Genomic DNA, 13,051 nt, shown 5'->3' on the forward strand with positions numbered 1-13,051 from the left:
TTCCGGCTTGCCGCACCCCGATCCGTGCCGGATTTCGGGCGGGTCGCCGCTGTCTTTTTTTCCTGCCCCGTTTTGGGCGCAGATCATCTTATCCGCCCGTTGGGCGTGTGTTATGGAGTTGTTGTATGTCTATTCGTGTTCTCGCCATCGGCGGCAGCCTGCGCCAGGGTTCTTATAATCACCTGCTGTTGCAGCAGGCCCAGCGCCAAGCCCCCCAGGGCATGCACATCGAGATTGCCGACCTGTCCGATGTTCCCCTGTACAACGGCGACATCCAGGCCCAGGGTTTTCCGGCCTCGGTGCAGCGCATTGCCGAGCAGGCCGCCCAGGCCGATGCCTTTTTGATCGCCACCCCGGAATACAACTATTCCATCCCCGGCGTCCTGAAAAACGCCATTGATTGGCTGTCTCGCGTGCCCAGCGCGCCGTTTCAGGGCAAGCCGATCGCCATCGCCAGCGCGTCGATGGGTGGCTTGGGCGGCGCCCGGGCCCAGTACCATCTGCGCCAAGTGCTGATCTACCTGGACGTGCACCCGCTGAACAAGCCCGAGCTGTTTGTTTCGGCGGCCCACGAAAAATTCGACGCCAACGGTCAATTGACCGATCTGCTGTCGCGCGAAGGCCTGGATCAGCTGCTGGCCGCGCTGGCGGCCCAGACCCGGCGCCTGCAAGGGCGCGTGGCCGAGGCCGCCTGACCGGGACGGTCAGCGGTGGTGGACGGGGAAAATGCCCCCACGCTGCGTGGGCTATGCCCCCTTGCTGCCCCCCAAGGGGGCGTTTTTGCCTTGGGACTGCCCGGCGGCAAAAAACGTCAGGGTACGATCCCAGGCTTGCTGGGCGGATTGCGCCCGGTAGGCCGGGGTGCCGATGCGCCCGAAGGCATGCCCGGCGTCCGCATACACATGGATGTCCACCTGGGGCTGCGCCGCCCGGATTTGTTCCACATCCGATAGCGGAATGGCGTGATCCTGTGCCCCGAAATGCATTTGCACCGGGATGCGCGGGGTGTCCCCGCAGTGCTTGGCGATCCCCCCGCCGTGCCAGCAAGCGGCGGCGGCAAAGGTGTGGCTGAGGCATGCGGCGCGCCAGGCCAGGTAGCCGCCCCAGCAGTATCCCGTCAGCAGTTTGGTGGTTTGCCCGGTGAGGGCCGCCGCCGTGGCCTCGATGTCCAGCAGCGCGGCGTCGTCGGCGATGGCTTTTCTGTAGCCCAGCCCGCGCTGCACGTCTTCTGGGCTGTAGGTCAGCTGCAGGCCGCGCTGGGGGGCCGTTTCACGGTCGAACAACGAAGGGCAGATGGCCCGGTAGCCTTGTTCGGCATAGCGGTCGACGACACTGCGGATGTACGCGTTGATACCGAAGATTTCCGGCAGTACCACGACGCCCGCCGGCGCGTCTTCCGGCCCGGCCAAGTAGGCGTCCAAGACGTGGCCGTCACTGGCCGTGATGGTGATGTCCATGCGAATCCCCTTGAAAACGTTTCATTTTCGAGCGAATGCGTATTTAAGGCAAGACGCCGGGGATCAGTCATTCCGACCGTGGCCGCGATGCCCCCGGTTGTGCTTCCAGTTTTCCTTTCGGTATTGATGCGGATGGCGGTCGTAGTGGCCGCGATCCGCCCAGCCTGGGCGGTAGCCGGGCCCGGCCACGTAGGCGGGCCCCGGCACCACGACCACACGCGGTCGGTCGTGGTGGTGCCTGCGGCGTGGCGGTGGTGGCGGCGCATAGTAGTAGGTCGGGCCGCCCCGGGTGACGCCGGGGATGCCGATGGAAATACCGATGTCCACATCACCCGCATGGGCGGCTGGCCCCGCCATCAGCGCGCCGGCGAATACGGCGGCCGCAACGATACTCTTTTTCATGGGATTGTCCTGCAAGATCGAGTCCCCCATTGTGGCCCGGCCCGGTGGCCGGATTGTGAATACTCGGAGGATAGTCGCATCGAAAAGCTACAGCCAGGTGGCTTTATTGCGCGACGGGAACAATGCCGCACGTTTGTTACCCATGCCTGGGCGTGCCGTTCGGGAAGCACCGATCCGGGTGTTGGCTGTCGGCGGCTTCCAGGCGGCGCAGCGGATCCTGCCGGTAATATTGCGCCAGCAACTGATACCAGTCGGGCCAGGCCGTCGCCATGGCCCAGGGCTCGATGAAGAAGCTTTCCGAACTGACCGCGAAGAATTCCGCCGGATCCTGTGCCGCATAGGGATCCAGCGGCAGTTCCGCATACCAGGGGGCGGCGGCGTCGGATTCCGGGTCCACGTCGGACGGGATGCGCGCCTCGATGTCGTCCACCCAGTCGTTGAAATCATCGAAAACCAGATCCAGCACCTCGCGCCAGCGGCGCGGATCCAGCGACCGGTGCGCGCGCAGCCCCGGCATGCCGTCCGCGCCGCCATCGCGCTGATCGAGCTTATGGGCGAATTCATGGATCACCACGTTCGCCTGCGCGTCCATCCCGGCACGCGCATCTTCCCAGGACAGAATGATCGGGCCGCCTTCCCAGGATTCCCCGGAGGTTTCCTGCTCATATTCGTGCACTACGCCCGCTTCGTCGGTTTCAGTGCGTCGCACCAGAAAACCGCCCGGGTAGACCACGATCTGCGTCCAGCCCCGGTACAGCGAAGTGTCCAGCCCGAGGATCGGCAGGGCGGCCTGAACCGCGATCGAGTGGCGCATGTCCGGCGTCACCCGCAGGCCGTGCGCGCCGTGGAAGGCCTTATTCGCCAGAATCCAGGCCGTGTGGCGGCGCAGCGTTTCGGTTTCCTGCGCATCCAGGCCCCGCAGGAATGCGTGCCGCGCCAGCAGGGGCGGCCAGACCCGCGCATCCAGCGCGGCCAGGGCTTGTTCAAATTCCCGATCCCGGGCATCGCGCCCCGTCAGCCAGCGCAGCATGGCGATATCCTGGGTAGGGCGGCCGACAGGGCGACGAAAGTGTAGCGTAGCATCCTCATGACCCCCGATTGTAATTTCATTATCCGAAAAATGCCGGTATAATGAACAAGTCTGGGGCCGACATGGCTTCGACGTGGGTCACAAAACAAGATAGTGCATACCGAGCACCAGTTCGCTCGTAAATCCACTGGAAAACTATAAACGCCAACGACGAGCGTTTCGCTCTGGCCGCTTAAGCGGTGAGCCGCTGCACCGATCTGTCCCTGGGTCGGGTGGGGTAAAACCCACAGCAGCGTCATCTACAGGGAATCGGGTTCGGCCAGGCCACTGGGTTGGACTTTAAATCAGTGTGAATCGCTGCGGAAGGGCCTGTTGTCCGGCATGATCCAAGGCTAAAACTCAAAATAGGCCAACTAAGTATGTAGAGCTACTTGCAGAGGGCTTGCGGACGGGGGTTCAATTCCCCCCGGCTCCACCAGTTTTATCTTTAAAATCAATAACTTGCAATTCTGGCGTGTCATTATTTCGGGGTTATTTGGGGTGGTTTCAGCCTCAGAATGACACGATAAATGACACGCTTTTTATTTGGCCACAGCAAATTTTTCCTCGGCTCTGCTGCCCGCCTGGTCGTCGGCGGACGGCATCCATTTCCCATAAACCCGGATGATCATGGCCCAGTTGCTGTGGCCCATCTGCCGTGCCACCCACATGGGGTGTTCACCAGCCGATAGCATCATGGATGCGTAGGTGTGGCGTGTCTGATAGGGGCGCCGGTATCGTACCTGGGCCAGGCGCAACAGCCTCACCCAGTACTTCCGGATTTCCTGGTCTCCGTTCCATCGTGTTCCCTTCACGGGATGGACGAAGACGGGGCCGCTGGCCAAGCGTGTGTGTGCTTTCTGAGCCTGCAAAGCGGCACGCGCGGGGCCCAGCATCTTGACCTCGCGCCGACCGGCACGGGTCTTGGTGTCCTCAATCGTTCCTTTCGCTGCTTGTGTCAGGGCCTTATCGACGATGATGACACCTCGATGGAAGTCAATGTCGTCCCAGGTCAAGGCGACCAGTTCGCTGGTGCGTAGTCCTGACCACAGTGCAAATTGCACCTGGTTGGCCATGGGCGGCAGGCATTTCTCAATGATGGCTCGCTGCTCTGCTGGTGTGAAGGGATCGACCGTGTCACGCTTGATCGGTGGCTGGGTCTTTCGGTAGGTATATCGTGTCAGCGGGTTGTCGTCCAACAGCTCGTCTTCAACGGCATCGGACAAGGCCTTGCGCAGCACGCTCTGGATGTTTGCCAAGCGTTTGTTGCTGGCGTCCATCTCATCCATCCAGTCGCGGAGATCGCGCCGTTTGATGTCAGCCAGCTTGATCTGGCCCAGGCGCGGGATCAGCTGGTAATCCACGATCTTTCGGTAGCCCTCGTAGGTGGATGCCTTGAGATGCTTCTCCTGCCCACGCAGCCAGTCGGTCAGATACTTCTCTGTCGTGAGCACCTGGCCCGGGAGGTCGGCAAACCGAGCGGCATTGGAGCTGTCGGGGAAGGTGGCGGCGTAGTCAAAGGTGCCCGCCTCGATGGCCACCAGAATTGCTGCGCGGTGGCGTTCTGCACGTTTCAGATTAGCGGGCGTGGGCTTGAGCCGAATCTTTTCCCTGCAGCGGCGGCCCCGGTACTGGAACGTGATTTGAATACTGCTTTCCGAGGCGGCGGCAACACCCCTTCCGTCCCTACCCATGCGTCGTAACCCTCCGTGTCGATCAGAATCCGCCCGTCGGGTGCTTTGACCCATTCGTGGCCCTCGCGCCAAACGCCGTCGCGCAGCTTCGTTCGGATGGCGTTTTCTGTATAGCCTGAGAGCTTGGCAAATTGAATGATTGTGATGTAGCGAATGGTCATCTTACTGCCTCGGGTATAAGCTGCCAGTCTCTCAGCGAAATGACTGGCTGGTGCCTGTTTCAGATAAGTGATGTGCAGCTCGTGCGACGTGGGTGGGTTCAGTCAGGCGAGCCCTTTGCTGCGCTCAATCAAGGCATGTACGCTGGCCGCCGTGATGCGACTGGATCGGCTGCCGATCTTGATCAGTTCCAGCTGGCCCTCGTTGACCAGCCGATAGATGGTGGAGCGTGAGACGCCCAGTTTGTTCTCTGCAACGCGAATACGGTAGAGCAGGGGGCTGCTTGTGGGAGGTTGCGCTGCGTGGATGGTCAGAGTGCTTGCCATTGTCATGCGTCGATCCTTCGAGGTGGCCGGGTGAAAACAGTCAGGCCGATGTCGTCAAATGCTTGGTGCCGCTTGGGTAGGCGCCCGATGGACGTCTGCCAAAGCGGGCTCGCTGGAGCCCTGGGGCCGACCCGCCAAGATGCCACGATGGGGGTCGGGTGCTTTGATCGCCCCTGGCAGCGCCAGGTGCTGGTCCGGTCGTCCGGGTCACCTGGGTGCCGAGGGCTGCAGTCTTTCCTGCCGTCGTCATGAAATTACGTCGCCATTTCTGATGGTGAGCATCCTGATGAACGCTTCGGGCGCTTCCGCTCGGGGAAGTCCCCGCAGCCTGCAGCCATCCACGCCCCACGCGAGGGGCCGGCTGCAGATCGCGGATTTCATCGGTTTTACTTCAACCCCGATGCCTTACAGGTTGCTGCGCAATCGCGTGCCGAGTAATCGGGCAGGGCGCAGTATTCATCGCTTGCGGTTTGTTAAAGAGCAGATCTGCGTGAGGCAGATGACTAGATTCTTACCAATAGCATAAGTCTTGTCAATAGCAAATTTGTTGGTTGTTTTTACAATCAATTCAAGGCTCTACTAAGGTGTAAATGAGCTTAGCTGATCCCTCTATGCGTGAGCGCTACGCGTGAAGGGCAATTTGTTTGGGCTTGTGACCACGGTCGGCCGTACTTGTAATCTGCCCTTGCCCTATGGGCTGGATACCGTGTCATGGTTCAGGTTGGTTCAGCTTGTTTCATGCTGGCTGTAGGGGTATTTGACCGGTCGTTACAAGTTCGGCCAGTGGTGCTGAACTTTCCGACGATGGATAGGTACAAATTACTAGTTTCCGCAGTCTCTCTGTAGCGGATTTATCTTATAGAATCCATGTACTTAACATGGTTATAGGTGCATATGCCCGATTTTCAACCAGTCCGTGACGCCTGTGCTGTGATGGGCGGAATGACCAAGCTCGCCAATAAGCTAGGCGTACCCGTGCCTGTCGTCAGCGGCTGGGCGGCCGGTAGTCGCCCGGTGCCGATCATTCGCTGCGTGGAGATCGAGGAGCTGACGGGGGGAGAGGTCACCCGGAAGCAGTTGCGCCCGGATGACTGGTGGAAGATCTGGCCAGAGTTGCGGGGCGAGGGCTGACGATCCGGTTAAGTGACTATAAGCCGCTGCGTATGGCGTGGAACTCTGTTCGATATAACTACGAGAAATCGTCTTGTGTGTGATTCGGGGAGGGTGGCGATATTGAGACTCGGCGTGCGACAGGCTGCTTCGTTTAGGCGGGGATAGTGCTCCGTCTTATTTAGCCACTTGGTCCTTTGAAAGTTCAGATCGCTGCCTGCTGCATGCGTTGGCTCAGAGCGTCGGCGCTTTCCTTGCGTTCGCTGTAGCGGTCCACCAGATACGGTGCCACGTCGCGCGTGAGCAGCGTGAATTTCATCAGTTCTTCCATCACGTCCACGATGCGGTTGTAATAGGCGGACGGTTTCATGCGACCGGCTTCGTCGAACTCCTGGTAGGCCTTGGCAACCGAGGACTGGTTGGGAATGGTCAGCATGCGCATCCAGCGGCCCAATATGCGCATCTGGTTGAGCGCGTTGAAGGATTGCGAACCGCCTGAGACCTCCATGATCGCCAGGGTCTTGCCCTGGGTCGGGCGCACGGCGCCCACGGACAGCGGAATCCAGTCGATCTGGGTTTTCATCAGGCCGGTCATTGCGCCGTGGCGCTCGGGCGAGCTCCATACCATACCCTCAGACCATTGCACCAGTTCGCGCAGCTCCTGGACCTTGGGGTGGTCTGCCGGTGCATCGTCCACCAACGGTAGCCCCGAAGGATTGAACATTCGCGTTTCACCGCCCAGCGCGCGCAGGGTGCGTGCCGCCTCTTCAGCGGCCAGACGGCTGAACGAACGCTCCCGTAGCGAACCGTAGAGCAACAAGAAGCGTGGCGCGTGCGTCGCCCGCCGTTCTGGCGTCAGCAGTTGCTGCTTGTCCGGCTGTTGGAACAATGTGGTATCAACGTTGGGCAGATCCAGTCGAAACTCAGACACGCCGACCCTCCGCGTCCACAACTGCTACGCCGTCTTCCTTGTTGAACGCACCGCGCTGCGGCTGCGGCAAGATGTCCAGCACGGCTTCCGAAGGACGGCACAGGCGTGTACCCAGCGGCGTGACCACGATGGGCCGGTTCATCAGAATGGGGTACTGAAGCATGAAGTCGATCAACTGCTCATCGCTCCACTTTGGGTCTCCCAGGCCCAGTTCTGCATAGGGTGTGCCCTTTTCGCGCAGCACCGAGCGTACCGATACGCTCATCTCTGCAATCAGCTTGGTGAGCGTAGCTCGATCGGGGGGTGTCTTCAGATACTCGACGATGGTGGGCTCTTCGCCACTATTGCGAATCAGCGCCAGCACGTTGCGCGACGTGCCGCAGGCAGGGTTGTGGTAAATGGTGATGGAACTCATAAAGCCTCCAGAAACAAAACTCAAAATTTAGCTTGGCTGATGGACCTGAGATGGCACCGGCGACATTCGCAGCAGCATCAAGGCGCCAAACGCCGCCACACTGATGGCGCCGGACAACCACAAGGCATTCGCTCCCCAAGCGTTGAGGGCCAGCCCAAATAGAAACGGAGCGAGGGCTTGAGCTATCCGCGCCGGCAGCATCAGCCAGCCTTGGCGGGCGCCATAGCCCTGGGCGCCGAACAGCGCAAGCGGCAAGGTGCCCTTGGCGATGGTCAGAATGCCGTTGCCTGCGCCATGCAGGATGGCGAACACCGAGGCTAACGCAGGCCCTGTAGCCAGTAGAACCACGGCGCCGATCGGATGGGCCAGCGTTGCCAGGCGCGCCGACAGCAGCGGGTGGACGTTGCGCAGAAAGCCGAACTCAAGCATCCGAGCGGCCACCTGCGCCGGCCCGATCAGCGCACCGATGCCGACCGCCGCTGTCAGTGTCATGCCGGTCGCCTCCAGCATACGGGGCAAGTGCGTAGCAATGGCCGTGCTGATGAACCAGGTCGCGGCAAAGACGAAGGCCAGGACGACAGTGACCATCCTGGAGCGGTTTTGCTCTGCTGGTTCAGCGGAAATCACGGCAGACTGGTCTTCTTCTTGCGACCCATCGGCCTTGGCCACAGCCGATGCGCGCGGCAGCCAGGCATTCAACGGCAGTCCCAGCGATAGATGGATGGCGGCCCAGCCGAAGCAGGCTCCCCGCCAGCCGAATTGGGCCTCCATCCAGGCGGATAACGGCCACCCCACCGTGCTGGCAAAACCGGCGATCAGCGTGATGCCGGTGATCGCGCTGCGGGCATCGCGGCCATAGAGCCGCACCAGGCTGGAGAACGCCGCCTCGTACAAACCCGAACCCATCGCAACGCCAATCACCATCCAGGCGGCGACCATCACCCAGAGTCCCGGAGCGAGGCCCAGCATGGCAAGCCCCAAGGCGAATAGAAGATTGGTGCCAACCAAGACGATACGACCGCCCCAGCGATCAATCGCGTGGCCAGCCACAGGCCCGACCAGTGCCGAGGCGACCAAGGCGCCCGAGAATGCCGCGTAGACCGTCGGCGTAGTTATGGCCAACTCCTGAGCCATGGGCACCGCCAACATAGCCGGCAGGTAGTACGAAGACCCCCAGGCCAGCGTTTGAGCAACACCCAGTGATCCTACGACGCGGACTGGCGCTCCCGCCATGGCCTACCCCTGCCGGGCGCCGGCTTCGTACCAGCCCTTGCTTTGATTGACGATCCGCACGACCAGCAGCATCACCGGCACCTCGATCAGCACGCCGACCACCGTGGCCAGCGCCGCGCCGGACTCGAAGCCAAACAGGCTGATGGCCGCAGCCACGGCCAGCTCGAAGAAATTACTCGCACCGATCAGCGCGGAGGGGCAGGCAACGCGATGCTGCTCACCCGCGCGGCGATTGAGCCAATAGGCCAGGCCGGAATTGAAAAGCACCTGGATCAGGATGGGCACGGCCAGCATGGCGATCACCAGCGGCTGGCGCAAGATGGCCTCGCCCTGGAACGCGAAGAGCAGCACCAGCGTCAGCAGCAGCGCCGCCATCGACAGCGGCCCGATGCGGGCCAGCGCAGCATCGAAGGTCGCTTGCCCTCGGGCCAGCAGGGCGTGGCGCCAGAGCTGGGCCAGGATGACCGGGATCACGATGTACAGGCCGACCGACACCAGCAGGGTGTCCCAGGGCACGGAGATGGCCGACAGGCCCAGCAGCAGGCCGACGATGGGAGCGAAGGCAAACACCATGATGGTGTCGTTCAAGGCCACCTGCGACAGCGTGAACGCTGGATCACCATCGGTAAGCCGGCTCCAGACGAATACCATGGCCGTGCAGGGGGCGGCCGCCAGCAGGATCAGGCCGGCGATGTAGCTGTCCAATTGATCGGCGGGCAGCCACGCGGCGAAGACATGCCGGATGAACAACCACCCCAGCAGAGCCATGGAAAACGGTTTGACCGCCCAATTGATGAACAGCGTCACGCCGATACCGCGCCAGTGTTGCTTGACCTGCCCCAGTGCACCGAAATCCACCCTGAGCAGCATGGGAATGATCATCACCCAGATCAGGATGCCAACCGGAAGATTGACCTGAGCGATCTCCAGGCGTCCCACGGCCTGGAACACACCAGGTGCAGACTGGCCCAGGGTGACGCCCAGCACGATGCAGAAGAAAACCCACAGCGTCAGGTAACGCTCGAAGAGACTCATGGGTGCGGGAGTATTCCGATTCATGGTGCTTTCCATTTTGCCAAGGCTAGCAGACGCTTCACCCCGACAGGTTCTTCGGTGAGGAGGGGCACCACAGCGTGGCGCCGCGCGTGCTTTTTAGCGACGGCATCAATTTCCTGCAGTTCGTTGTGCGCACGCCGACGCAACAGCGCAGACTGCGGGTGCGCGGCCGCCACGCTATTGTTGATGACCCATGCCCACGGCTCGATGCCGGCACGGCGCAGATCATCCTGTAAGTCGGCCGCCTCCAGCACAGGAGTGGTTTCAGCAAGCGTCGCAATGATCACCTTGGTCTGCTTGGGGTTCTGCAGTTGCATCATCGGCGTCGTGAAGTTGACGCCGGTTTCCCCCATCTGCCGGGCTATGTCGCGGTGGTACGCGCCAGTAGCATCGAGCAGCAGCAAGGTGTGGCCAGTGGGGGCGGTATCCATCACCACGAACTTCCTGCCCCCTTCGCGGATGGCGCGGGAGAACGCTTGGAACACCGCAATCTCCTCGGTGCAGGGGGAGCGCAGATCTTCTTCCAACAGAGTGCGGCCCTCGGCGTCGAGCTTCGCGCCTTTGGTCTCCATCACATGCTGGCGATAGCGAGTCGTGGCTTCTTCGGGGTCGATGCGGCTGAGCACCAGATTGGGGAGAGAGCCTTCCAAGGTATCAGTGAGGTGCGCGGCAGGGTCGGATGTCGTCAGATGCACGGGTAGTCCCCGATCTGCAAGCTCCACGGCAATGGCGGCGGCCAGTGTGGTCTTGCCCACCCCTCCCTTGCCCATCACCATGATGAGTCCGTGCCCGTCAGCAGCGATCTCATCGACCAGACCGGACAGGCTTGGCGCGTCTAGATGGACAGGTGGATCGGAGCACTCGGCGTACTGGGCCGGGTTCGTATCAATCAGCAGATGGCGCAGGGCATCGAGACCCACGAGATTGAACGGTTTGAGTGCAATCCGATCCTGGGGAAGACCTTGAAGCGCCCGCGGAATAGTGGTCAGCGCGGCCTGTTCTCGACCGTAGATAGCAGCGGCCAGCGCATCGTTTTTGGTCTCATCAGCGGGAAAAATGCCGTTGATGACCAGATACTGCTGCGACAGGCCGATGGCGTTCAATTCTTCGTGGGTGCGCGCGGCCTCTTGCAACGCAGTACGTTGCGCGCGAGCCACCAGAACCAGACGGGTCCGCAGGGGATCGGCCAGGGCTTCCACGGCGGCCTTGTATTGGCTGCGCTGCTTCTCCAGCCCTGCCAGAGGGCCAAGACACGAGGCATCGCCTTTGCCCGCTTCCAGGAACCCGCTCCACGCCGACGGCAGTTGCAGCAGGCGGATGGTATGGCCCGTGGGAGCCGTGTCAAAAATCACATGCTCGTAGTCCCGCGTCAGCGCCGTATCGATCAGCAAGGACGTGAACTCATCGAAGGCCGCAATTTCCGTGGTGCAGGCGCCTGACAATGATTCCTCGATACCTTTGACCACATCATCGGGCAAAACACCACGCGCAGGTCCAGCGATGCGATCACGGTAGGCTTGCGCCGCCGCTTGCGGGTCGATCTCCAGCGCCCACAAGTTCGGCACGGCGCCAATTGCCGTGATGTGGTTCCCGATCAGCTCGCCAAACACTTGCCCCACGTTGGAGGCCGGATCTGTGCTGACGAGCAGTACGCGCTTGCCTTCGGCGGCCAGTTGCGCCGCCGTCGCGCAGGCGATGGAGGTTTTGCCGACGCCTCCCTTTCCCGTGAAGAAAAGGAAACGCGGCGGTTGAGTCAGAAAATGCATGTGTGGTCCTTCCTACCGCTGACCGATGGTGCGCAGTTCACGTTGCAGAGACATGGCGTCCAGTCGTTGCAGCGGGAGCGACAGGAACAACTCGATGCGCCGACGCAAGATCAGCGCCGCATCCTTGAATGATTTAAGCCGTTCTTCTTCGCTGCCTTCGACCGCCGCCGGGTCGGGCACGCCCCAGTGGGCCGAGACCGGCTTGCCTGGCCAGAATGGGCATGCCTCACCGGCGGCGTTATCGCAGACCGTAAAAATGAAGTCAAAAACCGGCGCCCCAGGCGCCACGAATTCATCCCAACTCTTGCTGCGATAGCCGGTCGTCTTCATGTGCAGCCGCTCCAAGGTAGCGAGTGCAAGCGGATGCACTGCGCCCTTGGGATGGCTGCCTGCGGAATATGCGCGGAAGCGGCCTTCACCCAGCTCGTTCAGGAGACCCTCAGCCAGGATGGATCGGGCGGAGTTGCCCGTGCAGATGAACAGCACGTTGTACGGGGCATCCGTAGTCATGGGGCGCCCTCTCAATTGCAGCAGGAATGGGAGTTTGGAGCACAGCAAACCGGAGTGTCCGCCGATGTGGTGGCCGGGGTTGCTTCGTGGAACACCGGAATGTTGCCCAGCGTGTGGAAGTGCTCCCAAGCAATCCCTTGCGGGTCGGTAACCCAGTGCTTCTCACTGCGCGCATAGCAACAGGTTGTGGTGCCCTCGTCGAGCAATGCCATGTCGGCTGCCTGTGCGCGGGCTTTCAGGGTGGCTAGTTCTTCAGCATCGTCGGTCTGGAATCCCAGGTGGTCGATGCCCGGCTGGTCTCCGCGCGTGGAAATAGCGAAGTTCACCGGAGGGTCTTCGAGCATCCATTTGGCGTAGTCGTCCTCGACTCGCGTGGGTTGGGCGGCAAAAAGCTGGGAGTAAAAGTGGATGCTGCGCGTCAAGTCATCAACGTGCAGGTGGACGTGAAAGCGCTTCATGGTGAGTTCCTTTTAGCAGGACGTGTTGCAGGAGGAAGAAGAATCGGTGACTTCGCATGTACCGCCTTGGCAGCAGTGCTCCGTCATGTAACCCAACAGGTCGTTCATCTGGGCGAAGTCGGCGCGATAGATCAGGTTGCGGCCCTGTTGTTCGATGGTGACCAGACCAGCATGAGACAGCTCCTTCAGGTGGAAGGACAGCGTGTTGCGCGCGACATCAAGCTGCTCAGCCAGGACGCTGGGCGTCAGACCCATGGGGCCGGCGACAACCAGAGCACGGAACGTGCGTAGTCGCTGGGTGTGGGCCAGCGCACCGAGGGCAGAGATGATTTGAGCTTCGTTCATGATTCGATAATACAGCATTTATCGAATCAATGTGAATCCTTGCGAGGATGAACCGCCTGCCGCTTCCGAAACGCACGGCTACGTTCGGGGGAAATGAGCCAGTTGTAGCAGTCGAAAATA

16 protein-coding genes and 1 other RNA gene are annotated in these 13,051 nt (G+C 61.3%); 3 read left to right on the forward strand and 14 right to left on the reverse strand.

Translation table 11 applies throughout. The annotated features are described in order from the left end of the window. Nucleotides 1-125 precede the first annotated feature (125 nt). Complete coding sequence (locus ACMHYJ_RS08430) at nt 126-695, forward strand: NADPH-dependent FMN reductase (RefSeq protein ID WP_414245773.1); 570 nt, start codon at nt 126-128, stop codon at nt 693-695. Nucleotides 696-746: 51 nt separating this feature from the next. On the opposite strand, the gene ACMHYJ_RS08435 is transcribed toward ACMHYJ_RS08430, so the two are convergent. The 3 genes from ACMHYJ_RS08435 to ACMHYJ_RS08445 all read right to left on the reverse strand — a co-directional run bounded on the left by ACMHYJ_RS08435 (nt 747) and on the right by ACMHYJ_RS08445 (nt 2,889). Continuing rightward, nucleotides 747-1,457 carry a dienelactone hydrolase family protein gene (locus ACMHYJ_RS08435; RefSeq protein WP_414245774.1) on the reverse strand — a complete coding sequence of 237 codons (711 nt, stop codon included), beginning with the start codon at nt 1,455-1,457 and terminating at the stop codon, nt 747-749. A gap of 63 nt (nt 1,458-1,520) precedes the next feature. After that, on the reverse strand, nt 1,521-1,859 hold the full coding sequence (locus ACMHYJ_RS08440; protein ID WP_414245775.1) for a virulence factor: 339 nt from the start codon (nt 1,857-1,859) through the stop codon (nt 1,521-1,523). Between the two features lie 136 nt (nt 1,860-1,995). After that, the gene (locus ACMHYJ_RS08445; protein WP_414245777.1) at nt 1,996-2,889 is read right to left on the reverse strand and encodes a zinc-dependent peptidase; all 894 of its coding nucleotides are present in this window, start codon (nt 2,887-2,889) and stop codon (nt 1,996-1,998) included. 113 nt (nt 2,890-3,002) lie between these two features. Between ACMHYJ_RS08445 and ssrA the strand changes: the two genes are divergently transcribed. After that, nucleotides 3,003-3,367: a transfer-messenger RNA gene (gene ssrA, locus ACMHYJ_RS08450) on the forward strand. A 103-nt stretch (nt 3,368-3,470) separates the two neighbouring features. Here ssrA and ACMHYJ_RS08455 read toward each other — a convergent pair. The 3 genes from ACMHYJ_RS08455 to ACMHYJ_RS08465 all read right to left on the reverse strand — a co-directional run bounded on the left by ACMHYJ_RS08455 (nt 3,471) and on the right by ACMHYJ_RS08465 (nt 5,113). Continuing rightward, nucleotides 3,471-4,577 (reverse strand): Arm DNA-binding domain-containing protein, encoded by a 1,107-nt coding sequence (locus tag ACMHYJ_RS08455; protein ID WP_414245863.1) that lies wholly within the window; start codon nt 4,575-4,577, stop codon nt 3,471-3,473. Then, the gene (locus tag ACMHYJ_RS08460) at nt 4,502-4,783 is read right to left on the reverse strand and encodes an excisionase (RefSeq protein ID WP_414245778.1); all 282 of its coding nucleotides are present in this window, start codon (nt 4,781-4,783) and stop codon (nt 4,502-4,504) included. The genes ACMHYJ_RS08455 and ACMHYJ_RS08460 overlap by 76 nt, the downstream gene beginning before the upstream one ends. 102 nt (nt 4,784-4,885) lie before the next feature. Next, on the reverse strand, nt 4,886-5,113 hold the full coding sequence (locus ACMHYJ_RS08465) for a helix-turn-helix transcriptional regulator (protein WP_414245779.1): 228 nt from the start codon (nt 5,111-5,113) through the stop codon (nt 4,886-4,888). 888 nt (nt 5,114-6,001) lie between these two features. On the opposite strand from ACMHYJ_RS08465, the gene ACMHYJ_RS08470 reads away from it, so the two are divergent. Next, the gene (locus ACMHYJ_RS08470) at nt 6,002-6,238 is read left to right on the forward strand and encodes a transcriptional regulator (protein WP_414245780.1); all 237 of its coding nucleotides are present in this window, start codon (nt 6,002-6,004) and stop codon (nt 6,236-6,238) included. Nucleotides 6,239-6,422: 184 nt separating this feature from the next. Here the strand turns inward: ACMHYJ_RS08470 and arsH are convergent, their stop codons facing one another. Genes arsH through ACMHYJ_RS08510 form a run of 8 tightly spaced genes read right to left on the reverse strand, consistent with a single transcriptional unit; the run spans nt 6,423 to nt 12,931 of the window. After that, nucleotides 6,423-7,148, reverse strand: coding sequence for an arsenical resistance protein ArsH (arsH, locus tag ACMHYJ_RS08475; RefSeq protein ID WP_414245781.1), 726 nt, complete (start codon nt 7,146-7,148; stop codon nt 6,423-6,425). Next, complete coding sequence (arsC, locus tag ACMHYJ_RS08480) at nt 7,141-7,563, reverse strand: arsenate reductase (glutaredoxin) (RefSeq protein ID WP_414245782.1); 423 nt, start codon at nt 7,561-7,563, stop codon at nt 7,141-7,143. The genes arsH and arsC overlap by 8 nt, the downstream gene beginning before the upstream one ends. Before the next feature lie 27 nt (nt 7,564-7,590). After that, nucleotides 7,591-8,796 (reverse strand): MFS transporter, encoded by a 1,206-nt coding sequence (locus ACMHYJ_RS08485; RefSeq protein WP_414245783.1) that lies wholly within the window; start codon nt 8,794-8,796, stop codon nt 7,591-7,593. A gap of 3 nt (nt 8,797-8,799) precedes the next feature. Next, nucleotides 8,800-9,855 carry an ACR3 family arsenite efflux transporter gene (gene arsB / locus ACMHYJ_RS08490; RefSeq protein WP_414245784.1) on the reverse strand — a complete coding sequence of 352 codons (1,056 nt, stop codon included), beginning with the start codon at nt 9,853-9,855 and terminating at the stop codon, nt 8,800-8,802. After that, on the reverse strand, nt 9,852-11,618 hold the full coding sequence (gene arsA / locus ACMHYJ_RS08495; protein ID WP_414245785.1) for an arsenical pump-driving ATPase: 1,767 nt from the start codon (nt 11,616-11,618) through the stop codon (nt 9,852-9,854). Before arsA ends, arsB begins: the two co-directional genes overlap by 4 nt. A 12-nt stretch (nt 11,619-11,630) precedes the next feature. After that, a complete protein-coding gene (locus ACMHYJ_RS08500) occupies nt 11,631-12,128 on the reverse strand; it encodes an arsenate reductase ArsC (RefSeq protein WP_414245786.1) in 498 nt (165 codons plus the stop codon). Between the two features lie 11 nt (nt 12,129-12,139). Next, entirely contained in the window at nt 12,140-12,586 is a 447-nt protein-coding gene (locus ACMHYJ_RS08505; RefSeq protein WP_414245787.1) for an ArsI/CadI family heavy metal resistance metalloenzyme, read from the reverse strand. A 12-nt stretch (nt 12,587-12,598) separates the two neighbouring features. Next, a complete protein-coding gene (locus tag ACMHYJ_RS08510) occupies nt 12,599-12,931 on the reverse strand; it encodes an ArsR/SmtB family transcription factor (RefSeq protein ID WP_414245788.1) in 333 nt (110 codons plus the stop codon). Nucleotides 12,932-13,051 lie beyond the last annotated feature (120 nt).

This window comes from Castellaniella hirudinis, assembly GCF_047468865.1.
Classification (GTDB): Bacteria; Pseudomonadota; Gammaproteobacteria; order Burkholderiales; family Burkholderiaceae_B; genus Castellaniella; species Castellaniella hirudinis_A.